This is a genomic window from Rhizobium sp. RHZ02 (assembly GCF_014851575.1).
GTDB lineage: Bacteria > Pseudomonadota > Alphaproteobacteria > Rhizobiales > Rhizobiaceae > Rhizobium > Rhizobium altiplani.
Genome location: NZ_JACUZX010000035.1, coordinates 1 through 23,768 on the forward strand (window position 1 = coordinate 1; position 23,768 = coordinate 23,768).

Consider the following 23,768-nt stretch of genomic DNA (forward strand, 5'->3'; position numbering starts at 1 on the left):
AACCGAGGCGACACACGGAAATGCCGAGACGCCTCGCGATGGGTGTTACCTTCTTCAACGAACGCAACAACACGGGAACGCAACTCGATCGGATGTGATTTGCCCATGACCGGTCTCCTTCCAGCTACGAAGGAATCACAAATCGGCCGATTCGAGAACCTGAATCAAAAAACGGGCGACGCGCTTTAGAGTTTCAATGGACGATCTGAATGCGGATCTGTTCCTTCGCCGCGTATTCGTGGCAATCGCCGGCAGCATCGCCGACGAAGATCACATCGCCATCGGAATCGAACAGGCCCCAGCAGGCTTCGTCGTCGAGGTAGACTTTTCTGACATAGCCGAAGGGTTCGGCATCGAGGACGACGCTGGGTGCATCAGGAACAGCCGCAAGTGTTCGCATGGATAACTCCATTGAGTCGTTTCTGTTTTAGTGCAAGCTTATATTGCACTTTGAAGCTGACCTGGGGCTATCCTTAGAAATCGGGATGGGAAACTGAGGTTGACGAGCGGACGGATTGGAGTCGACCGAATCACCCGAGTGGTCTGTTTCCGCCCCTTCGCCGGAGCTGAAGCGCATTGCCGCGGGCAATCAAAATCCTTATCTAGCACAGGCTGTCATCACCAAAGGATTTTCTCATGGCCGCCGATCTCAAGGCTCGTCCCCGTCCCGTTGGAGCAACCGCCGTTCTTGGTCGCACCGGCTTTCCACATGTCACCTCGGCCACCAAGGGTGAGCTCGATATCGTCACCGGCACCTCGCAACCTGGCTTCAATCCGCTCGACCTCCTCTATGCGTCGCTGTCAGCCTGCCTGGTCCTGAGCGCGCGCATTGCCGCAAGCCAGATGGGCATGCTCGACCGGATCACGGAGATCACGGCCGACGTTACTGGCGAGAAGGCAAGCGAAGGCCCGTCGCGTGTCCAAACATTCAACATCGCCTTCTCGATCAAGGGCGACCTCGATGAAGAGACGCGCCTGAAGATCGCCCATGCGGCGGAAGAAATCTGCACGGTCAGCAACACAATTCGCGGGGCGCCTGAATTCTCGACCGTCATTTCCGGCTGATAGGCTCGGTGCTGCAAATTCGCATCGGCGGGCAATAAGATTGCGCTTTTGCCTGCCCCTGTCGCTCCTCGGCTATCACGACACCATCGCTTCTGATAGGTCCGTTGCTCGCCGCCGGTCGTCAGGCGGTCAGAACGCATCGAGAGCTAATGTCGCAGGCCGCTTCCACCGTCGCAGAAACCCCCGCATCCAACCGTTTTCCCCTCGCCGCCCTGATCCTCGGCGGCGCGGCGATCGGCGGCTCGCCGATCTTCGTGCGGCTGTCGGAAGTCGGGCCGATGGCGACGGCCTTCTGGCGCGTCGCCCTGGCGCTGATCCCGATCTTCATATTCTCGCTTGCGAAGGGCAAGGATGCCGGCTCGAAGCCTGAAAAGCTATCCGACTATGCCCTGCTGGTCGTGCCGGGTGTCCTGCTCGCCATGGATCTCGCGGCCTGGCACCTCTCCATCACCATGACGTCGGTGGCCAATGCGACGCTGCTTGCCAATCTGGCTCCCGTCTTTGTCACGGTGATCGGGCTTCTGTTTTTCGGCGCAGTCGTTACCCGTGTCTTCGTTCTCGGGCTGGTATTGGCGCTTTCTGGCGTGGTTGTCCTGAAGGGCGGTCCTGCGGCGCTTGGCAATGGCGACCTCAGCGGCGATGGCGTCGCGGTCATCGCAGCCGTGTTCTATGCCGGCTACATCCTGGCAATCGGCAAGCTGCGCAGCCGGTTCGATACGGTCCGCATCATGCTCTGGAGCACGGCGTCGGCTGCTGTCTGCATCTTCCCGATCGGCTTCTTCTACGAAGGCCACATGCTACCGCCGACGGCCTATGGCTGGGCGATCGTCTTCGGTCTTGCCTTCGTCAGCCACGCGGGCGGGCAGGTGGCGATTGCCTATGCGCTCGCCTATCTGCCGGCCGCCTTCTCCTCACTGACGCTGCTGCTGCAGCCGGTCGTGGCGGCAATCCTCGCCTGGGTTCTGCTCAGCGAACCGATCGGCCCGATGCAGGCGATCGGCGGGGCAGTGGTGCTCGCCGGGATTCTGGTTGCCCGGCGAGGCTGATCTCAAATCAGGCGGCGGCCGCACGGGCGACGCGACGCGCATCGAGGATGGCGAGCGCCTCGTCGACCGTTGAGGCAAGCTCCGCCTTGTCGCTGTTGCAGGTGCCCCAGGCCTCGATGAAGCTGCTCGTCTTGCCGTAGCTGTTGTCGAGAACGCAGTGATCGGCGCCCAAGAGCACGCACATGATATGCCCGTGCATGCGATCGGTGATGACCTGGCGCGCCGAGCTCAGCAGGGCGACGCCACGGTCGAAACGCTGCTGCGCCCGTTCGCGATAGGCAAGCTCCGTCATCCGCGCGCGGCCGCCGATACGGCCGGTCAGAAGGCCCTTCAGGATCGCGGCGTGCTTCGTCTGGCGCTGGAAATCGGCAGGCTCGTCGGGCCAGTCCGATTTCACGGTACCCGGACGCAAGGTTGCTGCCGTCAGGTCCTGTGCGGTGCCGACTTCCTGGTCCTCACGCAGATTGAGCAGCAGCTCGTGCTGCGGCGTCGGTCGAGTGACCGGACCGATGCAGAAGGCCATGTCCGGGCAAAGCCGCGTTTCGCACTGGAACCAGCGCTGGGCAAATTCCAGGCTTCGCTGGTCGCGAACGAGAAGCGTGAACTGACCGTGGCGCTCGATCGCACGCGCGGTGCTGTCGACATTTGCCTGCTCCTTGAAATGGATCGTCTGCGGCATCTGGACGATCGGGCGGCCCTTGTGCTTGTCGAGCAGGCCTTCGCGGAACTGGCGGTAGCCGGCCCAGATGTCACCGAAATTGCCGCCGCCGTGCAGGAAAATGCGACCGCTGCTGATCGCGCCGAGCATCCGGTCTTCATCATAGGTCGGGATCTCGGTCACGTAGGTCGGGCGCGTACGTTTCTTGTCGAAATAGGCAAGCTCACCGAGCCAGATGGCGCTGTCGCCAATATTGTAGTGGTTCGGGAAGTCGAGAAGCGCAAAACGCTCGGACGGATCAAAGAGGTCGGAAAGGCAATTGGCGATCACGCCCTGCAGGCGGTTGATGATCGTAATATTGGATTCCATGAAATGCTCCTTGTTTACGGACACTCGGGTCCATGCAAGCGGCTAGGCTTCGGCCTGTTTGCGGAATGGGTTGAGGGACATGGCAAGCGCGATGTAAGGGCGGATGACCGAGCGGCCGAAGATCGGCAGGAACGCCAGGTAAATCAGTCCGCCCAGGCCGATGCTAAGGCCAAGCGCGAGCCAGCGGTTTTGAATGTGCTCTACGATGACCGGATGCGCGAACCACACGCAGACGGCCATCAGTGTCGCGCCGCAGAAGGGCAGGGCGACGGCCTTCAGCGTGCTTTTGGCGTCTATATGCGCGTATCGCTGAAGCACATATTGCTGATAGGGCATCGTCAGCCAGGCACGCAGCGTATAGCCCGCAGCAACGGCGACAACGCCGTAGGGGACGAGCAGCCAGGTGAGGATCAGCGTCGTCACGAGCTGCAGGGCGGCGACGGACAGGATCGATTCCGCCCGGTTGACGGCCGAGAGCGCCGACGAGGCAAAGAAGTTCGTGACGAAGGGAACCGCCATCAGCACGAGGACGGTGGCGATATCGCCGGCATTGCCCCACTTGTTGCCGAAGAGCAGCGCGATCATGTCGTTCGACAGGGCGCCGAAGCCGAGCAGCAGCGGGATGGTTCCGAGCGCGGCTGCACCGACGATCTTGTTGTAGGCGTTGCGGAAGGCCGTGTGGTCGTTCTGCAGGCGCGACAGCGTGACGAGCGATACGCTGCCGATCGGGGCCAGCACCGCTTGGCCGATCAGCTCGATCAGCCGCCAGGCAATGCGATAGCGGCCGACTTCGACCGGGCCGAACCAGCGCGAAATGAAGATATCCTGCACGCGGGCGAGCAGCATCCACATCAGCTGGGTCACGACAAGGCTGATGCTGAAGAGGAAAACGGACCGGAACATCGGCACATTGAAGCGAAACTTCGGCATCCAGGGATAGTAGAACCAGCCGAGGAGCACGGTCACGGCGGCGTTGACCGCGGTCTGCGCAACGAGCGCCCAGACGCCCCAGCCGAGAAAGGCGCAGACGACTGCGGTAATGCCTGAGAGCAGGCTGGCGGCGATTGCCTGCCCGGCGAGGCTCTTGTGGCCGAATTCACGGGCAAGGCGCGCATTGTGGATGACGGCCAGCGACGAAATCGGAAGCAGTGGTGCCAGCCAGCGCAGAATGCCTGAAACCGATGGATCGCGCACCAGATCGCCGTAGTAGGGCGCGAAGAAGAACACCAGCGAGGCAACGATGGCGCTGAAGGCGATCGTCGCCCAGAAGGCGGTATCGGCAAGCTCCTCGTCGAGATCAAGCTGGCGCGTGACCGCATCGCCGAGGCCTGCATAGGCAAGCACGCGGCCGATTTCCACGAAGAGGCTCGCAAGCGCGAAGGTACCGAAATCGCCGGGCCCGAGAATGCGTGCGAGGATGACGAAGATCACGAAGGTCGCGATTGTGCTCCAGGCCACGCGAATGACCGACCAGAGGACGGAAAGTGCGGTTTTCTTCTTAAGCTCGGCGTGCGCAATTGCCGTATCGGCCATGCATTATCCAATCGAATTTGGCTCGCGAAGAGTCGCGCGGTGATTCTGTTGGCGGCGAAGCGAAACCTCAGGCGGGCTGCTTTGCCTTCGGCGCTCGCCAGTAAGCGAGCATGCCGGTCAGGTTGTCACGAAGCTGGCTGCGGTAGGTCAGGCCAAGTTCCTCGTTGAGTTTTCGGCGCCCGATGGCCTCCATGAGCGCCTGGCGGATTTCCCAGCGCAGCATGCCGCGCATGTTCGAGCGGCGATCGAAGAGATATTTGGCGTACAGCGCTCCGTTGCCGAAGGCGTAGCCGGTCTGGAGACGTTTGATATCCGCGAGTTCACGCCGTCCATGGAAGTGTTTGACGGCAAAATCCGGCAGATATTCGACACGCACGCCGGCATTGAAGGCGCGGTGCACGTAGTCGGTGTCCTCACCGGAGCGGAAAGGGGAGCCCGCCCCGAAGCGAGTATCGAAAAAGCCGATCTTCTCGACCAGCCCATGGGGAAACGCCATGTTCGCGCCATGAATGAAGCCGCCGGCATGCAGCTCGCTGCTCAATACCGCAGGTTCCATCTCGGGCTTGATCGTGACCGGCAGGTCGCGTGTGTCGCCGAGCTCGATCCGCCCGCCGCGCATGACCATCTCGGTATCCGAGCTGAAAAGCGCTGCGAGCGTGCTGAAATAGTCGGGGAAAATCTCACAGTCGTCGTCGGTAAAGGCGAGGACACGGCCTCTCGCGGCGTTGAGGCCCGTGTTGCGGGCGATGGCGAGGCCGGGTTTCGCTTCATAGATCAAGTTGGTCTTGATCGGCGCGGTCGACGCCCATTGGCGGACGACGTCCGACGTCTCGTCCGTGGAGCCATTGTCCACGAAGACCAGTTCAAGTCTCAGATAGTCTGCCTGGCGGGCGGCAATAGAAACGGCATCCAGGCAGTTCGTTAGTCCATAGGCCCGATTTCTCGACGAGATGATCAGGCTGATGTCCACGGGCCGAGGAGGCATGCAAATTCCCCTTCTGCGATCGATGTCGAGGCGAGGATAGGGCTGGGACCCCGCTTCGGCAAGGAGCATTTTGCGCTGCAGCAAAATAGAACAGTTGGAGCAGTTCGCAGACGAATGTGGTAATTTCTTGCCTTCTGTATCGCTTAAGACAATCTAAATATAGATTTAAAAGATAAATGCTGAATTCTGGGGATAATGTAAGTGGAAATAATTCGTAGAAATTCATAATTCTAGTTTCAAAAATATATAGTATGATCAAATTGAGAAAAGATATGTAAAGATGTCGATGTATATTGTATAAAAAAATACAGCAGCGTCGAAATATATTTACACCGTATAAGTGTTGCAAACAGTCATGGCATTGCTTTCAATTTCTGGAAAAGAGACGGGCACGTATTCATGAATAACAAATAACCGAGGGCCTTTGCGCAGTGGCGTTCATTGTTGACGTTTAGCACGAAGCAGAAAGGTACAACCGTCGGGAACAGCAGACCTTTGTTCGCTATCGTCAAGCGCGAGTTTGTGAAGGCTTGTTTGTCTTTGCTTTGAAACGTTGCTTCCGAACGCCGCAAAAGGACGGAATTGCAGGCGTGTCCGCGCGCGTCGGTGCATGAATGCAGGGGAACGCAGGGCCGGTGCCGCCCCTGCGAAAAAGCCCTTCCGAGCTAGTTGATCTGCTGTGCCAGCCATTTCTGGATGATCGAAACATCAGCGTCGCCGAGATCGTGTCCGCCGGCGATGACATCAGAGTCGACGGTCGCTCCCGATTGTTTCAGCCGGGTTTCGAGGTCGCTGGCATATTTGCCGTAAGCATCCGTCTTGCCGCTGATGACCAAGAGATCCGTGCCTTTGAGATCGGCGTGCGGATAGTCCTTCAGGACCGGCATGGAGCGCAACAGCACAGCCTTGTGCACCAAATTCGGATGCAGATAGAGGAGCGAGTTGAGCAGGTTCGCGCCGTTGGAATAGCCGACATAGACGATCTTCTTCGGATCCAGGCCGTAGGACGATACGGCTCCCTCGATGAAGGCGGCAAAGGCCTCGGCTTCGTTCTTGATATCGTCCTGGTCGAAGGAGAACGGCGTGATGCGCTTGTACCAGCGCGGAATGCCTTCCTCCGTCGCCCGTCCGCGCACGCCAAGCAGCGTGGCACGCGGGGCAGCCTCGTGCAGCAGGGGCATCAACGTCGTTTCGTTGCCGCCTGAGCCGTGCAACAGCACGAAGACGCTGCCGTCAGGATCCGGCGGCGTATAAAAGCGGTGCACGAAGGGCAGGTCGCGGTAGTTGATGCGGGGCTCGCCGGGCATCGAAAATTGCGGCAGTACGACCTTCAGATCCTTGAGATCGGTGATTGGGTCCTTGGGAACGAAAAGCTTGGTGCCGAGCGTGGCCCGCGGCTCGTCCACCATCATGCCGGGCTTGTCTGTCGCCAATTCGATCAGTGTGCCGCCTGGCTCGCGGGCATAGAGCGATTCGAAATACTTGCGATCGTGCAGGTTCGTCGCCGACGCGCCGCTTTCCTTCAGGGCATCGTGCACCTTGTGAAGTTGCTTCTCGTCTACGGCGCGGAAGGCGACGTGATCGGCCGTCCCGGTACCGGGCGCGCCGGACCAGAATCCCTGGGCATTCCTGATGTCGACAATATCGCCCGATTCCGAGACAAGCCGGTCGATATTGCCGCGCGTTTCCTGGAAGCGGTAGCCGAAATGACGCTCCGCGAAGTCACGGCTTTCGGCCGGTTTCTCGGTGAGCATGGTGACGCCGCGTACCCGCTGAATGGCGTGTTCGACCGGAACACCCGCGCCGTCCCAGGTAGCGGGCGACTTCAGATCACGGGCGCCGGCGAGCTTGACGATGATATTGTCGGGGTCCTTCAGCCGCAGCACAGGTTCGCCAAACTCATCGGCCGGGCCTTCAGAGCGAAGTCCGAAACTCATGCAGCGGGTGAGCCAATAGCCGATGCTCGATGGATCGATCGCAAGCGACAGCTCACCGATCTGGCTGTGGCCGACGCGGCCGGGTGAACCGTCTTCCCATACAAGGAAGGTCACCAACGAGCCGGGGCTGCCAACGCCGTCCCCGTAGAAGAGATGAAGCTGCGTGGCGTCTTCGAATCCGGCGGTCTGCTTGACCAGCCGCATGCCGAGAAAACCCGCGTAGAAATCCACGTTTGCCTGCACCTTTCGGGTCAGGAGGGTCACGTGATGGATGCCAGATACCATTGAATACAGTCCGGATGGATTGGGAGGCGTCGCCATCGCCAGCATTAGTGCAAGTATAAACGTCATGCCGTTATAATTGGGGTTTGCCTCGAAGGTTCCGCATAAAGAACTAAGCTATCTCCACGCGCCTGCAAATTCAAACTGTCCAGTCCGTCCAACACTTCGCGGAATTGCTGAAGGGTCGGCGGCTTGAGCATGCAGGTGGATGCTGCCATCGAGCGCGCGCAGGTTTTGCTCGCGCGGCCGTGAGGCCAAGCCCCGCGCCGGCGGGTCGCCCTGCCTGCGGCAGCTTCCAGAAGGCGTCGAAGATCTTGTCCTGATAGGTGGGGTCGGTACCAGGCCCGGCTCTTCAACTGGTCGCCGTCAAGCTTGCCGGCCAAGTCGTCGAGCAGGATTTCCGCGTACATCGCGATGTCTCGCGGCGGCGATTGCAGATCGTGCGAGGCGATTGCCAGGAAGCGCCGAATGCGCTCCTCGTTTTCAGTCGATTCAATCGGTTGCTCGGACGACATGCTGCAGAACCTCCCAGTCGGGCGAGAATAGAAAGAGGGCGCCGGTTCCGCAACCGGCGCCCTCATTTCGTTTCATCTCACTAGCACTCAGCCGGCGGTCTTGCGCGGCTGGCCCTCTTCCGGAGGGATGATTTCTGCTTCGGGCTCGGCCGCAGCAATGGCCTTGCCGTGGCGACGACGCCAGTCGCCGAGGAAGAGCAGGATCGGTGCTGCGATGAAGACCGACGACGCGCCGGCAACGAGAATGCCGAAGACCATCGGGATCGCGAAGCTTGAGACCGCGCTGCCGCCCCAGATCGCCATCGGCAGCAAGGCAAGAAACGCCGTCGCGTTGGTGTAGAGGCTTCGTGCGAGCGTCTCGTTGATCGACCGGTCGATGATCTCGCGCAGCGGCATCGACTTGTAGAGGCGCATGTTTTCACGCATGCGGTCATAGACCACGACCTTGTCGTTCACCGAATAGCCGACGAGCGTCAGGATGGCTGCGATGGCTGTCAGGTTGAAGTCGAGGCCGGTCAGCGCGAAGAAACCGATCGCCTTGGTCACGTCGAGGATAAGCGTGACGATAGCGCCGACAGCGAATGGCCATTCGAAGCGATACCAGATGTAGAAAAGCATCGCCAAGCTTGCGATGACGACCGACAGAATGCCGGCCCAGGCGAGCTCGCCGCTGACCTTCGGACCGATGACATCGGTGCCGGTAACGGTTGCCGACGGGTCGATCTTGACGATCTCGGCCTTCAGCTTTTCAACGGCTGCCGTCTGGGCTTCTTCCCCACCTTCCTGACGCTGCGCACGCACCGCCATGGTGTTGTTGTCGCCGTAGGTCTGGAGGGAGACTTCGCCGAGGCCAAGGCTGTTCAAGCCTTCGCGGAAGCGGCCGAGATCGGCGGCCTCCTGCGTCTTGACCGACATCTGGATCCCGCCGCGGAAGTCGACGCCGTAGTTGAGACCCGGATGGATGAAGAGGACGACCGAGGCGATCGACAGAAGCGCCGAGACCGTCACGCCGAAGAAGCGAGCCTTCATGAACTGGATATGGCGGCCGTAAGGGTTGAACATCATCGGGATCATCGGCTTGATGTTCAGGACCTTCAGCTTACGACGGCGTGTGATCTCGATCATCGTGACGCGAACAAAGGCGACAGACGTGAACATCGAGATGATCAGGCCAAGCGCCATGGTCACAGCGAAGCCGCGGACCGGGCCGGTGCCGAACCAGAACAGGATGGCCGCTGCGATCAGCGCCGTCATGTTGCCGTCGATAATCGTCGAATAAGCGCGGCGGAAGCCGGTATCGATGGCAGCGAACGCGCTCTTGCCCTTGCGCGTCTCTTCGCGGATGCGCTCGTTGATGAGAACGTTCGCGTCGACCGCAAGACCGATACCGAGGACGACACCCGCGATACCTGGCAGCGTCAGCGTTGCTCCGACAAGCGTCAGGGCCGAGAAGGTCAGGATCGTGTGGATGAGCAGCGCGAAGTTCGCGAGGAAGCCCCACGTGCCATACAGGATGAAAATGAAGGCTGCGACAAGCGCGAAGCCGACGAGACCCGAATAGATACCCATGCGGATAGCGTCCGCGCCGAGGTCGGCACCGACGGTGCGTTCTTCGATGACGGTCAGCTTGGCAGGCAGGGCGCCGGCGCGCAGCATGGCGGCGAGCGTTGTTGCGCTGTCAGCCGAGAAGTTGCCCGAAATCTGGCCGGAGCCGCCGGTGATCGGTTCGCGGATGACAGGTGCGCTCAGCACCTTGTCGTCGAGAACGATGGCGAACGGATTGCCGACGTTCTGACGGGTGATGTCGGCGAATCGGGTTGCGCCGGCGCTGTCGAAGCGGAAGCTGACGACGGGCTCATGCGTATTCGGATCGAAGCTGACGCGCGCATCCGAAAGACGGTCACCCGAAATCTCGACGCGGTCGAGAACTGCAAAGCTGTTGCCCTGCTCATCCTTCAGCATCGTCACGCCCGGTCCCGGAGCGTTGTTCGGAGAAAGCATGTGGAAGGACATCTTCGCGGTCGAGCCGAGAAGCTGGCGAAGGCGAGACGGGTCCTGTGCGCCCGGGAGCTGCACGAGCACGCGGTTTCCGCCGATGCGCTGGATCGTCGGTTCGGCGACGCCGACCTGGTCGACGCGCTGGCGAATGACTTCAAGGCTCTGCTGGACCGCGGAATCGACATTGGCTGCAATGCCGGCCGGCGAGAAGGCGACGAGGATATTGCTGCCGCTGGTCGTAACCGAGAGATCGGACTGGCCGGCGCTGAGGCCGGTGGCAATCGCATTGCCGAGCGTCTTCAGCTGTGTGACCGCATCGTCCGTCTGTGCCGTATCCGTCAGGGTCACGACGATCTGGTTCTGATTGCGAACGACTGATTTCGTCTGGATGTTCTTCTCGCGAAGGACGCGGCGGGCATCCTGCAGGAGCGACTGCAGGCGCTCGCGGGTCAGGTCCGCTTCGTCAACTTCGAGAACGAGGTGCGAGCCCCCGCGAAGGTCGAGACCGAGCGAAACCTGGTTATGCGGCAGCCACGAGGGCAGACGCGCGAGGGTGGATTGCGGCAGTGCGTTCGGCAGAGCGATCAGAATGCCGAGGAGAATGATCACCGTATAGGTGAACACCAGCCATGGTGAATTACGCATGTTGTTGTTTATCCTTGATAACGCTTGAGCCTGCGCTCCTCGCGCTGGCGGCGTGTCTTAAAAGCAATGGAAAGCGCCGGACCGGCGCGCATTCATGCCGAGGCCGCAGGCGGGCCGTGCGAGTCGTAAGCCCTCGCATCGGCGGCGCGAAGCGCGGGATGGAAGGTTGCGAGGGGCTGCTCACCGCCAAGGCGGAGCTCGATATCAGGCGTCGCGCCAATGGCTGCTGCGCCGGGGTCGTAAGGGACATGTTTGGGAGCCGCCTTGCGCTCGGCGGTCAAAATGCCGCGGACGGTATCGCGAGCGCTCAGCTGCAGCGGCTGGCCGTCCTTGGCGGACGAGGAGACCGAGTTCGCACCGCGGCTGGGGACGATGACCAGATTGCCGCCGAACAGAAGGCCAAGATAGGCGAAGACGGCAATGACCAGCGAGATCGCAACACGACTGCCCATGCGGCGTGCGTCGAGCCTCATCTCGTGATCATCTGGATTTTCAACCTCGTACCGGCTCAACGGCGCAAAAGTCTCTCATTCTTTATCGGGAGAAGGCGTGTCCTCGACTGCAATTGTAGCAGTGTCGGCCTCATCTTCATAGCGCACACTGTCATGATGCACTTGGGCGAGCCGGTCAACCATGCCCATGGCGATTTCGCGTTCGCCCATGATAACAGTGTCTGCACCGTACTCCAGCAATTCATCCACTTCGGCGTCGGAATGCGCGCGGGCGACGATCAGGAGCGAAGGGTTGATGGTGCGCCCTTGGTCGGCAACCCTGCACGCCTCGAATGCGTTGGGGATGGCGATGACGAGACTGCGGGCGCCGGCGATGTTTGCGAGGTCGAGCAGCTCGCGCGAGGCGGCATTGCCGCTGATCGCTTCGATCCCCTGATCCCGCAGTTCGCCGATGCGGTTGCTCGAGTCCTCGATGACAAGGAAGGGCGTGCCCGATGATTTGAGGTTTTGACCGACGATGCTGCCGACACGGCCGTAACCGACAATGATTGCATGCCCGCGAAGCGCCGTCGGCTGCCTGTTCTCCTCTTCCTCTGGCTCGGGCTCTTTAGCAGGCTCTGGCACATTCGTCGCTATCGGCTCTTCGCGCTTTGTCCGCTCCAGCACGCGGCGCAACCGATCGCAGGCGTAGAACAGCAGAGGGTTGAGGATGATCGAGATCAGCGCGCCGGCAAGGATGAGGTCGCGCCCCTCCTCGGGCAGCAGACCGAGCGAGACGCCGAGTGCGGCCAGGATGAAGGAGAATTCGCCGATCTGCCCAAGGCTCGCCGAAATCGTCAGCGCCGTGCCGACAGGTTTGCGGAACAGTCGTACGATCAGGAAGGCGGCGATCGACTTGCCGACCACGATAATGAGAACGGTGGCCAACACTGGCAGCGGTTTATCGATCAGGATGTTCGGATCGAACAGCATGCCGACCGAGACGAAGAAGAGGACCGTGAAGGCATCGCGGAGCGGCAAGCTTTCCTGGGCGGCGCGCTGGCTGAGTTCGCTCTCGGCCAGAACCATGCCGGCAAAGAAGGCGCCGAGCGCCAGCGACACGCCAAACAGCTTCGAGGCACCGAAGGCAACGCCGAGCGCGATCGCAAGCACGCCGAGGCGGAACAGTTCGCGGGATCCAGTGTGCGCGATGCGGTGCATCGTCCAGGGAATGAGGCGGCCCCCGAAAACCAGCATCACCCCGACGAATATCACGACCTTGACCAGGGTCATGACGATGATGCCGCCCATGCCAAGGTCGAGGCCGAGGAGCCGGCTGATCGCGGCTGAAAGCGGCTCTGCCGTCGCATGCTCTCCACCGCCGATGCTGGCGGCTGCCGGGATCAGAACGAGCGCCAGGACCATTGCGAGGTCCTCGACGATCAACCAACCGACCGCGATCCTGCCGCGATCGCTATCGATCAGCCGTCGCTCCTGCAGTGCCTTCAAGAGGACGACTGTCGAAGCGACGGAAAGAGCGAGTCCGAAGACAAGGCTCCCTCCCGTCGGCCATCCCATGAGCGCCCCCAGTCCCCAGCCGAGTAGCGTGGCAAATCCAATCTGCACGATGGCGCCGGGTACCGCAATGCCGCGAACGGAGAGGAGGTCTTTCAGGGAGAAGTGCAGTCCGACGCCGAACATCAGCAGGATGACGCCGATCTCGGCCAGTTCAGGCGCAAGGCTTTGGTCGGCAACAAAGCCCGGCGTATGCGGGCCGGCGAGAACGCCTGCGACGAGATAGCCGACCAGAGGCGGCATTCGGAGCCTGTGGGCGAGCGTGCCGAGAATGAACGCAAGCACGAGGCCTCCGACGATTGTCGAAATCAAAGGCGTATCGTGCGGCATCATTCTCTCCCGAACTGGAAATCCCGTTTAAAACATGACATATATGGCCTATATCAACCAATATGGGTGGTTTGACATTATGGGTCAAGGCGCAAAGGAAACAATTCTGACCCCGGCATTGTGCCGGGCCGCTCGCGGATTGCTTGGCTGGACGCAGCTCGACCTCGCGGAACAGGCCGCCGTGTCGCGCAGCACCATCCGTGACTACGAAGGAAAGCATCACGATATCCATCGTGCAACCGAGGCGCAGTTGCGTCTCGCCTTCGAGCGAGGGGGCGTCGTGTTTGTGGAGGTGGAGGGGACGGGAACATGCCTTGGCCTCCCGTCTACCCCGAAGTGAGGTCCTATTTGCCGGTCAGGCAGGCCGGCGAAATCCTGTAGGAAAAGATAGTCTTGCCGCGGTAGTAGCCTTCCGTCGGCTGCCAGCTGCGGACCAGCTCAGGCGTTTGGGCGCACTCGACCGGGTGTGTCGTCACAAAAAGCACGTCGTCTGCAACGTCGCTCGGCAGCGCAAAGGTCTGCTCGTAATAGTTGTCAGGCGCGTCGACGGGCGGCTGCGCGTAGATACGGACAGGATCGTTCCTCAGCGTGTGGAACATGTCCGCCAGGAGATCGCGGCTGTCGCTGACAATGATCGAGGTGCCGGACTGCCGCGCCAGCTCGCCAGCCTCGCGGCTGATCGCGCTACGGCCGAGATAGCGCTTCATGATCTCGCTGCCGTTCGGCAGCACCAGCTGGTGCGCAAAGATCGCGGCAAGAGGAAACAGAAAACTCGCCGTGCCATTTATGGCAAGCGACAGGCGCAGGCCCTTGGGCCAGAGGCGGTCAAGCAACCACACGGCAAGGATCGTTCCCGCGATATAGGCCGTCACGCCCCAGTTGGCATAAGCCTTGGCCACCAGCGCCTGGAAGGTGATCAGCACAACGACAGGGATAGACAGCCAGATCAGCAGCTTTTCCCTAGGCTCGCTCTTGCCCTTGAGTGCGCGGACAACGGCCCAGAGCATCGCGGAGAATACGATCGGCCCGACGACGCCGAATTGCGCCGCGAAGAATTCCAGGCCGCCGGCCACATTGACGCCGAGCTTGCTCCAATGCGCGATGTTGGTGGTGTGACGGACCGTTGTTCCGTCATGGGCAAGATTCCACCAGAGATTTGGCGCAGCAACGACAAGCGCAACGATGACGGCTGTGAAAAAATCGCGCCAGGCGATGCGTGCGCTCGGAAGCAGAATGAGCGCGATCAACCCGCCGGGAACGACAAAGAGGATCGCGTACTTCGAGAGGAAGGCGCAGCCGACGGCAAATCCCATGAGGATGGAGAGGCCGACGGAACGCTTCTCGGTCAGGCCGAAATAGGCCCATAGTGCCATCGTCAGGAAAAAGAGAAGCACGACATCGGTCGAGAAGAACACAGATGACAGGGCAACGCCGGGCAGGGTGATGAAGGTCGCGCCGGTCCACCCTTCAATCCTCGGTCCGACAAAGCGGTTGGCCGTCTTCATCAGCATGATCGCGGTCGCCATGTAGATCAGCGGTCCGCTCACCCTGATCCAGTAGATCGACGTCGATCCTGCAAGCTCCGTCATGGCTCGAATGACCCAGGCGATCATCGGCGGCTTCGAGTAGTAGCCGAAATCGAGATTCTGCGACCAGAACCAGTATTGCGCCTCGTCGACGAACAGATCGGTCGTGTCGAAATGGAGGGTGATGACTCGCCAGAGCGTCACGCCAAGAACGATGAGGAGACCAAGTCTGGCAGACATGAATGCAATTCCCGCTGAACTCAAATACCGCAGTAAAGCCAAAGATTAACGCACCGGCATGCCGGTGCGTTTGACCACTCGTTACAATCTGGTTGTGGAATTTTAAAGGACGCGCAGGGCAACCTGACTGCGGGTCGCTTCGATACGGTCAAGCAGCGCAACGGCTGCGAGAACAGCGATCGAAAGAACGCACGACCCCAATCCGAAAACAATCATTGCCCAATCCTTCTGACGTCATGTCACGGTTATTTCTGGGCATATACCACAAAGCTTGCCTAGGACTGTAGCAGCGCCGCAACGCAAGCCCAGTAATTCATAGATGGTTATTGGGGCCTGCTGGAAAGTCGACATTCATAAAATACGCATTAACCTTCAGGCAAGGAATTAACCATAAACATTGCATGACACGTCGGAATGGGAAAACTTACTCGTTCCCACCAGGCATGACGCCGCACCGCCGTACCGGTCGATCCGGAATCCATCTCATCAAGCAGCTCCGAAGCAGAATCGACTGATCGGGAGGCTTCACGCCGCCGGCTGCAGCCGAGGCAAGCCACCAATCAGCAGCGTGCACGCTGCGCGGAGCAATAGTTTAATGACGGGCAAGCGCCCGGCATGTGGTTGGGGACAGGTGTTGGGGCAGGAAATGCCATCAGATCAGGCTCGAGGAGCGCAGGCAGGCAGCTTGCATGAGAGGCTGCGCTTTGCCGGTCTCGACGCCGAACACTGTGATTTGGTCCGGCGCCACCGTCTCGACCTTCAGCAGCATCTGACCGCCGGTCTGCGTGACCTTTTTCAGCGTTTTCAATCGTTTCCAGACGCGGCGCGGAATTTCGAGAGCGAACGTCAGGTCGAGCGCCTCCACGACCTGCAGGCCTCCCACTGGGATGTTCTGACCGATGCGCGCTTTGACAGCCTTTATGCTGAGCGTGTGAAGGTTCTGTCTGATTCCGAAAGCAAGATGGGTCTCGACCCGCGCTGGCATGTCGCGGGTCATGGCGTTGTTCTCGAGCATATCATCGGCGGCCTCGCAACCGAGTTGGCCGGTCGCTCCTTCCTGCCGAGCAGCCGTCGTCGGGCCAAGGAAATCTCCGACCTCATGTCGGCGATCATTCGCCTCGTGATGGTGGATGTCGAGATTGCCGTATCCTTGCGTTTCAATGCCTTGCGGGCCACCCAGCAGCGTGCGCTTGCCGATCAGCGCGCCAGTGACAAGGCGGACGTCGCACGCGTATTCGCCGATGTTATCAATGGCCTTGCCACGCGCGACCTCACGGTTCGTGCGACCATCGAGGAAGACGGCGCCCATCGGGATATCGCGCAGGCGCTCAACGGTGCGCTCGATGCCGTCCAGGCCGAATTTCAGGCGATCGCCGAAAAGACGGCGGTTGCCGGAACCTCCGTCCAGACGCTTGGCGATGCGTCGAAGCAATTCGCCGGAAACGCGTCCGTTCATGCCCAGCAGTTGCTCTCCTCTGCAGCTGCGCTTGCCGATCTGTCGGAAAGCGTTCGCCACGGCGCCGCGGGTAGCCGGGCTGCCGAGCAGGCGGCGGCCACGACCCGCGCCGCGGCCGAAGAAAGCGGCCAGGTTGTCGGGCGCGCGATTGCTGCGATGGCGGATATCGAACAGTCTGCCGAGCGGATCGGACAAATCATCGGCGCAATCGACGAGATTGCTTTCCAAACCAATCTGCTGGCGCTGAATGCTGGCATCGAAGCCGCGCGCGCCGGCGATTCCGGACGTGGTTTTGCCGTGGTCGCGCAGGAAGTACGTGCGCTAGCGCAACGCTCGGCGGACGCGGCGCGCGAGATAAAGACGCTAGTGAGCACCACCAAGTCGCAGGTGGATGCCGGCGTCCAGATGGTTGGACGTACGCAGGATTCGATTGGCAGCATCGTTCGCCAGGTCAGTGAGATCAACACGGCGATCGCGATGGTCGCTAATCAGGCCAGCGAACACGCTGCGAACCTCGATGTCGTGACAGCTGACGTGAAGGGCCTCGGCGCCCAGATGACCGATAACGCGGCTTCCGCATCGCGTTCAGCCGAAGGCGCCGACTACCTGCACAGTGTCATCGTCGAACTCGGCCAAACGATCCGCGAGTTTCGTATTGCCCGGCAGAACGCCGAGCCCGCGCGCCCCCCGCCGGTGTTCTCCCCGGCGATCGGCATCAGGCGGACCGCCGATGTCGTGGCTGACGACGAGGACTTCGGATTTGTGCAGCCGGTCGCCTCGGCCGGAGGGCGGATTGTTTACTAACGGACCGGTATATGAGCGCCGCTCACATACGTTGAGCAGTAACCAGGAGACAAGGAAGAGCTGATGGCGGCAAGGAAAACTGGGAAAACGCTGAACCTGTCAGCGGTGCTTGATCTGAACGAAGCAACCATGCTTCGCGACAAGCTCGTCTCGTTGCGCGGCAATGATCTGGCCATCGACGCGTCCGCGGTCGAACGCGTCGGAGCCCTGAGCGCGCAGGTCCTGATGGCAGCCGCCAAGACCTGGGACCAGGACAAGCTCGCCTTCACGTTCAGCAAGGTTTCGGACGCATTTCAGAAAACCATGCAGCTGATTGGTGTCGATATCCATCTGCTCGCCAAGGAGATCCGGCAATGAAGAAAAAAGTGCTTACCGTGGATGATTCACGGACCATAAGGAACATGCTTCTCGTGACCCTCAACAATGCGGGCTTCGAGACGATCCAGGCTGAAGACGGCGTCGAGGGCCTCGAGGTTCTGGAAGAATCCAATCCTGATGTCATCGTCACCGACATCAACATGCCGCGCCTTGACGGTTTCGGCTTTATCGAGGGCGTTCGCCGCAACGACAAGTATCGTGCGATCCCGATCCTGGTCCTGACGACCGAAAGCGATGCGGAAAAGAAGAACCGCGCGCGCCAGGCCGGCGCCACCGGCTGGATCGTCAAGCCTTTCGACCCTGCCAAGCTGATCGATGCCATTGAGCGTGTAACCGCTTAAACCCAGGATTTTCTCCTATGGATATGAACGAAATCAAAGAGATCTTCTTCCAGGAGTGCGAGGAGCAGCTCGCCGAACTGGAATCCGGTCTTCTGAAAATGAATGATGGCGATCGCGATCCGGAAACCGTCAATGCGGTGTTCCGTGCCGTCCATTCGATCAAGGGTGGCGCTGGCGCCTTCGGTCTGGATGATCTCGTCGCTTTCGCGCATGTCTTCGAGACCACACTTGATTGCGTTCGTTCCAACAAGCTTGAGCCGACACAGGATGTCCTGAAGGTCATGTTGAAGTCGGCTGACGTGCTGGCCGACCTGACCAATGCCGCCCGCGACGGCGGCAGCGTCGATGAAAGCCGCAGCCGCGGTCTGGTGAAGGAACTGGAAGCGCTCGCCAACGGCGAGCTGCCTACCCCGTCCGCTGGCGTGGAAGCTCCGGTGGCTAAGCCAGCGCCTGTCGCCGCCACTCCGGCCCCCAAGCCGACCGATGACAGCGGCTTCCAGCCGATCCCCTTCTCCTTCGACGATTTCAGCGGCGAGGAAGAGGTCGGCTCCGATCTGCCGACTTACGAAATCACCTTCAAGCCGCGTTCGGACCTCTATTCCAAAGGCAACGACGCGACCTTGCTGCTGCGCGATCTCTCCCGCCTCGGCGAGATGAGCGTCTACTGCAACATGGATGCGCTGCCGGGTCTCGACGAGCTCGATGCGGAAGCTGCCTACTTCTATTGGAACATCACGCTCAAGACAGACAAGGGCGAAGATGCGATCCGCACGGTCTTCGAATTTGCCGAGTGGGATTGCGACCTGCAGATCACCGCAGGCGAGGAAAAGGTGACTGCCCCCGACGCCGAAGAACTGCCGATGATCCCAGTGCCCTTCGACCTGTCGATCCTCGATGATGGCGCGACCGAGGCACCGGCCGAGCAGCCGAAGGCCGACGTGGCCGCTGCGGTTACTGCCGCCGAGACTGCTTCCAACGTCACGCAGATGGCCGCCGCCGCTGCTCGTGTCGAGAAGAAGGAATCGGCTGCCGCCGCTGCCGCAAGTGCAGCTGTCGCCGCCCAGAACAACGCCGCTGCCGGCGCTGGTCAGACCATCCGCGTCGATCTCGACCGCGTCGATCGCCTGATCAACCTCGTCGGCGAGCTCGTCATCAACCAGGCGATGCTTTCGCAGAGCGTCATCGAAAACGACACGACCGGAACGTCATCCATCAACATGGGCCTCGAGGAGCTGCAGCAGCTCACCCGCGAGATCCAGGATTCGGTCATGGCGATCCGCGCCCAGCCGGTAAAGCCGGTCTTCCAGCGCATGTCGCGCATCGTTCGCGAAATCGCCGACATGACGGGCAAGACGATTCGCCTGATCACCGAAGGTGAAAACACCGAAGTCGACAAGACGGTCATCGACAAGCTGGCCGAGCCGCTGACGCACATGATCCGCAACGCCGTTGACCACGGTATCGAAACGCCCGAAAAGCGCGCCGCCGCCGGCAAGAACGTCGAAGGCACGGTTCGCCTGACGGCGAAGCACCGCTCTGGCCGCATCCTGATCGAGCTCGCCGATGACGGCGCCGGCATCAACCGCGAGAAGGTCAAGCAGAAGGCCATCGCCAACGAGCTGATCCCGGCTGACGCCAACCTGACCGACGAAGAAATCGACAACCTGATCTTCTTGCCGGGCTTCTCCACCGCCGACAAGATTTCCGACATTTCCGGTCGCGGCGTCGGCATGGACGTCGTCAAGCGCTCGATTCAGGCGCTCGGCGGCCGCATCAACATCACCTCGAAGCCAGGGCAGGGCTCCGTCTTCACGATGAGCCTGCCGCTGACCCTTGCCGTTCTCGACGGCATGGTCGTCACGGTTGCCGGCCAGACGCTGGTTGTCCCGTTGACGGCGATCGTTGAGACGCTGCAACCGGAAGCCGCCGCGATTCATTCCTTTGGTGCAAACCATCGCCTGATCTCGATCCGTAACAGCTTCTGCCCGCTGGTCGATGTCGGTCGCATCCTGAACTTCCGTGCCACGCAGGCTAATCCTGTCGAAGGAGTCGCTCTTCTCGTCGAATCGGAAGGCGGCGGTCAGCGCGCGCTCATGGTCGATGCGATCCAGGGGCAGCGCCAGGTCGTCATCAAGAGCCTTGAGGCGAACTACACGCACGTTCCGGGTATCGCTGCGGCGACCATCCTCGGCGACGGTCGCGTGGCTCTCATCCTGGATGTCGACGCGGTCGTGGGAGCTTCCCGCGGTCAAGCGTTGAGGCAGGAAGTGTCGCTGGCAGCTGTGGGGTAAGCTATGTCGTATGCCGTAAAAAGTCTGAAGGATGGGGACCGCGAGTTGATCGCGTTCCGCATCGGGGATCAGGAATTTTGCGTGAATGTCATGTCGGTGCGCGAGATCCGCGGTTGGACGCCGGCAACGGCGATGCCGCACTCGCCCGGCTATATGAAGGGCGTCATCAATTTGCGCGGTGCGGTGCTGCCGATTATCGATCTGTCGGCTCGCCTCGGCATGCCGGCGACTGTGCCGACGGCGCGACACGTCATCATCGTAGCGCAGGTGCACCGCAAGGTCGTCGGTCTGTTGGTCGATGCCGTGTCCGACATTCTGACCGTCACTGAAGACAATGTGCAGCCGACACCGGAAATCGCATCTGAGCTGCAACGTCAGTTCGCGCGCGGCATCCTGGCGATCGACAAACGCATGATCTGCCTGCTCGAGCTCGAAGCCATTTTCCCCGAAACGGAAAGCGAAGCCGCATGAATGTTCTGAGTGCAAAAGACATGCGGCAGGGAAACCCTGACGAGGTGTTGGCAAGCGGAGAGTACCCGCTGACGCGCCGCGACCTCACGGAAATCGCTGCGATGATCTACTCGGATGCAGGCATCTTCCTGAACGAGACCAAGGCCTCGCTGGTCTACTCGCGGCTGTCGAAGCATATCCGCAATCTGGGCCTTTCCGGATTTCGGGAGTATTGCGCGCTCGTTTCTTCACCGGCGGGTGCGGCGCCGCGCCGCGAGATGCTGTCGCATCTGACGACGAACTTCACGCGCTTCTTCCGCGAGAACCACCACTTCGAGCACCTTCGGGACCATGTGCTGCCAGAACTGCTGCATCGCGCGAAGATGGGCGGTCGGGTTCGTATCTGGTCGGCTGCCTCGTCGGATGGCCAGGAACCCTATTCCATCGCGCTCACCGTCCTGTCGATGATGCCCAACGTCGCCGACTACGATTTCAAGATCCTGGCGACCGATATCGATCCGAAGATTCTGGCGATCGCCCGTGCCGGTGCCTATGACGAGAGCGCGCTCGAAACCGTGTCGCCCGCCATGCGCAAGCAGTGGTTCAGCGAGGTCGAGGTCCAGGGGCGGCGCAAGTTCCAGGTCGACGACCGCGTCAAGCGTCTGATCACCTACAACGAGCTGAACCTGATGGCGCAGTGGCCGTTCAAGGGCAAGTTCGACGTCATCTTCTGTCGGAATGTGGTGATCTACTTCGACGAGCCGACGCAGATGAAGATCTGGTCACGCTTTGCCGAATTGCTGCCTGAGGGCGGCCATCTCTATATCGGCCATTCCGAACGCGTCTCCGGCGACGCCAAGCATGTCTTCGACAATATCGGCATCACCACCTATCGCTACACGACCAAGGGCGTTGGGAGGAAGGCATGAGCGCACCGGCCAAGGTTCTCGTCGTCGACGACTCCGCCACGATGCGCGGCCTGATTACCGCTGTTCTCAGCGCCGATCCCGAGGTCAGCGTCATCGGTCAGGCAGGCGATGCGCTTGAGGCCCGCGAGGCGATCAAGAAGCTCAATCCTGATGTCGTAACGCTCGATATCGAGATGCCGAACATGAACGGTCTCGACTTCCTCGAGAAGATCATGCGGCTCCGCCCGATGCCTGTCATCATGGTCTCGACGTTGACCCATCGCGGCGCCGATGCCTCTCTGGCGGCGCTTGAGATCGGCGCGTTCGACTGCGTCGGCAAGCCGCTCCCGGGCGATGCGCGTCCCTTTGGAGATCTTGCCGAGAAGGTGAAGGCTGCCGCCCGCTCGCAGCGACGCCAGTACGCTCAGCCGGCTCCGGTTGCTCCGCCACCTGCTGTCGCTGACTTCCGCGTCGGCCGCAAGATCGTCGCGATCGGTTCGTCGACCGGCGGCGTCGAGGCGTTGATTGCGGTGCTGCAGAAGTTCCCGGCAAACTGCCCGCCGACGGTTATCACGCAGCACATGCCGCCGACCTTCACCAAGAGCTTCGCGGAACGCCTCAACCGGCTTTGCGCGCCCGTCGTGCAGGAAGCGACCGACGGTGCGCGCCTGGAGATCGGGAAAATCTATCTTGCACCAGGCGGCGAGCGCCACCTGCAGGTTGCCAACGTCCATGCGCCATGCTGCCGCCTCATCGAACGCGATCCGGTGAACGGTCACCGGCCATCCGTCGACGTGCTGTTTGACTCGGTTGCCGAACTGGCAGGCCGCAACGCGGTCGGTGTGATCTTGACCGGCATGGGACGCGACGGTGCCGCCGGCCTCTTGAAGATGCGCCACGCCGGCGCGCGTACGCTCGGCCAGAACGAAAAGACCTCAGTGGTCTACGGCATGCCGAGGGTTGCCTACGAGCTCGGCGCCGTCGAGCAGCAACTGCCCCTCAATGCCATCGGCGAAGAAATTTTGAAAATGACAGCCGCCCGAAAGGAAGGAACTGACTAATGTCTATCGCAGAGAAAATCAAAGTTCTGATCGTCGACGATCAGGTCACGAGCCGTCTGCTGCTCAGCGACGCTCTGACCCAGCTCGGCTTCAAGCAGATTACGGCCGCCGGCGATGGTGAGCAGGGCTTGAAGATCATGACCCAGCAGCCGCATCATCTTGTCATCTCCGATTTCAACATGCCGAAGATGGATGGCCTCGGCTTCCTGCAGGCTGTTCGCGCCAACCCGGCGACGAAGAAAGCCGCCTTCATCATCCTGACGGCGCAGGGTGACCGCGCACTCGTGACGAAAGCGGCCCAGCTTGGTGCCAACAACGTTCTCGCCAAGCCCTTCACGATCGAGAAGATGAAGGCGGCTATCGAGGCCGTATTTGGAGCATTGAAATGAACCTCGATGTTGCGGCCCGCCGCGTTCATATCATCCAGGGCGAATGGAAGGTCCTGAATGATCCGAGCGCGGTACTGACGACCATCCTTGGCTCGTGTGTGGCTGCATGCCTGCGAGATCCCGTGGCAGGCGTTGGAGGAATGAATCACTTCCTTCTGCCAGGGACAGGAAATATGCCGATGACGGGCGCAGACGCCACGCGATATGGCGTCCACCTGATGGAATTGCTGATCAACGGTCTACTGAAGCAAGGGGCGCGTCGCGACCGCCTGGAGGCCAAGATCTTCGGCGGGGCGAAGACGATCTCGACATTCTCGAATGTCGGCGAACAGAACGCCGCCTTTGCGGTGCAGTTCCTGAAGGATGAAGGCATACCGGTCGTCGGCTCCAGCACCGGCGGGGAGCACGGGCGCAAGCTCGAGTACTGGCCGGTCTCGGGACGCGCTCGGCAGTATCCGCTCACCGGTGCGGAAACGCAGAGAACCGTTGCGCTTGAGCAGCGTCCGGTCGCTCCGCAGAAACCCGTCGAAAACAGCATCGAATTCTTCTGAGGGC

The 23,768-nt window shown here is 60.9% G+C and carries 21 protein-coding genes; 12 read left to right on the top strand and 9 right to left on the bottom strand.

What is annotated here, in order from left to right; all coding sequences use genetic code 11:
• Positions 1–193 precede the first annotated feature (193 nt).
• A complete protein-coding gene (locus tag IB244_RS28995) occupies positions 194–400 on the bottom strand; it encodes a hypothetical protein (protein ID WP_018117010.1) in 207 nt (68 codons plus the stop codon).
• A gap of 236 nt (positions 401–636) precedes the next feature.
• Between IB244_RS28995 and IB244_RS29000 the strand changes: the two genes are divergently transcribed.
• Positions 637–1,065, top strand: coding sequence for an OsmC family protein (locus tag IB244_RS29000; RefSeq protein WP_025660328.1), 429 nt, complete (start codon positions 637–639; stop codon positions 1,063–1,065).
• 149 nt (positions 1,066–1,214) lie between these two features.
• A complete protein-coding gene (locus tag IB244_RS29005) occupies positions 1,215–2,111 on the top strand; it encodes a DMT family transporter (protein ID WP_025660327.1) in 897 nt (298 codons plus the stop codon).
• Between the two features lie 7 nt (positions 2,112–2,118).
• Here IB244_RS29005 and IB244_RS29010 read toward each other — a convergent pair whose 3' ends face one another.
• The 7 genes from IB244_RS29010 to ybaL form a co-directional block, all read right to left on the bottom strand.
• Positions 2,119–3,138: a polysaccharide pyruvyl transferase family protein gene (locus IB244_RS29010; RefSeq protein WP_025660326.1), complete on the bottom strand. Its 1,020-nt coding sequence runs from the start codon at positions 3,136–3,138 to the stop codon at positions 2,119–2,121.
• Positions 3,139–3,180: 42 nt separating this feature from the next.
• Positions 3,181–4,671 (bottom strand): lipopolysaccharide biosynthesis protein, encoded by a 1,491-nt coding sequence (locus IB244_RS29015; protein ID WP_018859717.1) that lies wholly within the window; start codon positions 4,669–4,671, stop codon positions 3,181–3,183.
• 67 nt (positions 4,672–4,738) lie between these two features.
• Positions 4,739–5,656 (bottom strand): glycosyltransferase family 2 protein, encoded by a 918-nt coding sequence (locus IB244_RS29020; protein ID WP_025660324.1) that lies wholly within the window; start codon positions 5,654–5,656, stop codon positions 4,739–4,741.
• Between the two features lie 665 nt (positions 5,657–6,321).
• A complete protein-coding gene (locus tag IB244_RS29025) occupies positions 6,322–7,944 on the bottom strand; it encodes a VOC family protein (RefSeq protein ID WP_025660323.1) in 1,623 nt (540 codons plus the stop codon).
• A 533-nt stretch (positions 7,945–8,477) separates the two neighbouring features.
• Positions 8,478–11,033: a protein translocase subunit SecD gene (gene secD, locus IB244_RS29030; RefSeq protein WP_169681171.1), complete on the bottom strand. Its 2,556-nt coding sequence runs from the start codon at positions 11,031–11,033 to the stop codon at positions 8,478–8,480.
• 92 nt (positions 11,034–11,125) lie between these two features.
• Positions 11,126–11,506 (bottom strand): hypothetical protein, encoded by a 381-nt coding sequence (locus IB244_RS29035; RefSeq protein WP_025660320.1) that lies wholly within the window; start codon positions 11,504–11,506, stop codon positions 11,126–11,128.
• Between the two features lie 54 nt (positions 11,507–11,560).
• Positions 11,561–13,369 (bottom strand): YbaL family putative K(+) efflux transporter, encoded by a 1,809-nt coding sequence (gene ybaL, locus IB244_RS29040; RefSeq protein WP_025660319.1) that lies wholly within the window; start codon positions 13,367–13,369, stop codon positions 11,561–11,563.
• A gap of 34 nt (positions 13,370–13,403) precedes the next feature.
• On the opposite strand from ybaL, the gene IB244_RS29045 reads away from it, so the two are divergent.
• Positions 13,404–13,709, top strand: coding sequence for a helix-turn-helix transcriptional regulator (locus IB244_RS29045; RefSeq protein WP_018859710.1), 306 nt, complete (start codon positions 13,404–13,406; stop codon positions 13,707–13,709).
• Between the two features lie 4 nt (positions 13,710–13,713).
• Here IB244_RS29045 and IB244_RS29050 read toward each other — a convergent pair whose 3' ends face one another.
• Entirely contained in the window at positions 13,714–15,135 is a 1,422-nt protein-coding gene (locus IB244_RS29050) for an ArnT family glycosyltransferase (RefSeq protein WP_018859709.1), read from the bottom strand.
• A 646-nt stretch (positions 15,136–15,781) separates the two neighbouring features.
• Between IB244_RS29050 and IB244_RS29055 the strand changes: the two genes are divergently transcribed.
• The 9 genes from IB244_RS29055 (at position 15,782) to cheD (ending at position 23,764) form a co-directional block, all read left to right on the top strand.
• Positions 15,782–17,395: a globin-coupled sensor protein gene (locus IB244_RS29055; protein ID WP_169681173.1), complete on the top strand. Its 1,614-nt coding sequence runs from the start codon at positions 15,782–15,784 to the stop codon at positions 17,393–17,395.
• Between the two features lie 63 nt (positions 17,396–17,458).
• On the top strand, positions 17,459–17,752 hold the full coding sequence (locus IB244_RS29060; RefSeq protein ID WP_018859706.1) for an STAS domain-containing protein: 294 nt from the start codon (positions 17,459–17,461) through the stop codon (positions 17,750–17,752).
• On the top strand, positions 17,749–18,114 hold the full coding sequence (gene cheY1, locus IB244_RS29065; protein ID WP_007530053.1) for a chemotaxis response regulator CheY1: 366 nt from the start codon (positions 17,749–17,751) through the stop codon (positions 18,112–18,114). The genes IB244_RS29060 and cheY1 overlap by 4 nt, the downstream gene beginning before the upstream one ends.
• Positions 18,115–18,131: 17 nt before the next feature.
• Entirely contained in the window at positions 18,132–20,405 is a 2,274-nt protein-coding gene (locus IB244_RS29070) for a chemotaxis protein CheA (protein WP_025660317.1), read from the top strand.
• 3 nt (positions 20,406–20,408) lie between these two features.
• Positions 20,409–20,876: a chemotaxis protein CheW gene (locus IB244_RS29075; RefSeq protein WP_018117028.1), complete on the top strand. Its 468-nt coding sequence runs from the start codon at positions 20,409–20,411 to the stop codon at positions 20,874–20,876.
• Entirely contained in the window at positions 20,873–21,784 is a 912-nt protein-coding gene (gene cheR, locus IB244_RS29080; RefSeq protein WP_018859704.1) for a protein-glutamate O-methyltransferase CheR, read from the top strand. The genes IB244_RS29075 and cheR overlap by 4 nt, the downstream gene beginning before the upstream one ends.
• Entirely contained in the window at positions 21,781–22,824 is a 1,044-nt protein-coding gene (gene cheB, locus IB244_RS29085) for a protein-glutamate O-methylesterase CheB (protein ID WP_025660316.1), read from the top strand. The genes cheR and cheB overlap by 4 nt, the downstream gene beginning before the upstream one ends.
• The gene (locus IB244_RS29090) at positions 22,824–23,213 is read left to right on the top strand and encodes a response regulator (RefSeq protein ID WP_007530058.1); all 390 of its coding nucleotides are present in this window, start codon (positions 22,824–22,826) and stop codon (positions 23,211–23,213) included. The genes cheB and IB244_RS29090 overlap by 1 nt, the downstream gene beginning before the upstream one ends.
• Positions 23,210–23,764 carry a chemoreceptor glutamine deamidase CheD gene (cheD, locus tag IB244_RS29095; protein ID WP_018117031.1) on the top strand — a complete coding sequence of 185 codons (555 nt, stop codon included), beginning with the start codon at positions 23,210–23,212 and terminating at the stop codon, positions 23,762–23,764. The genes IB244_RS29090 and cheD overlap by 4 nt, the downstream gene beginning before the upstream one ends.
• Positions 23,765–23,768 lie beyond the last annotated feature (4 nt).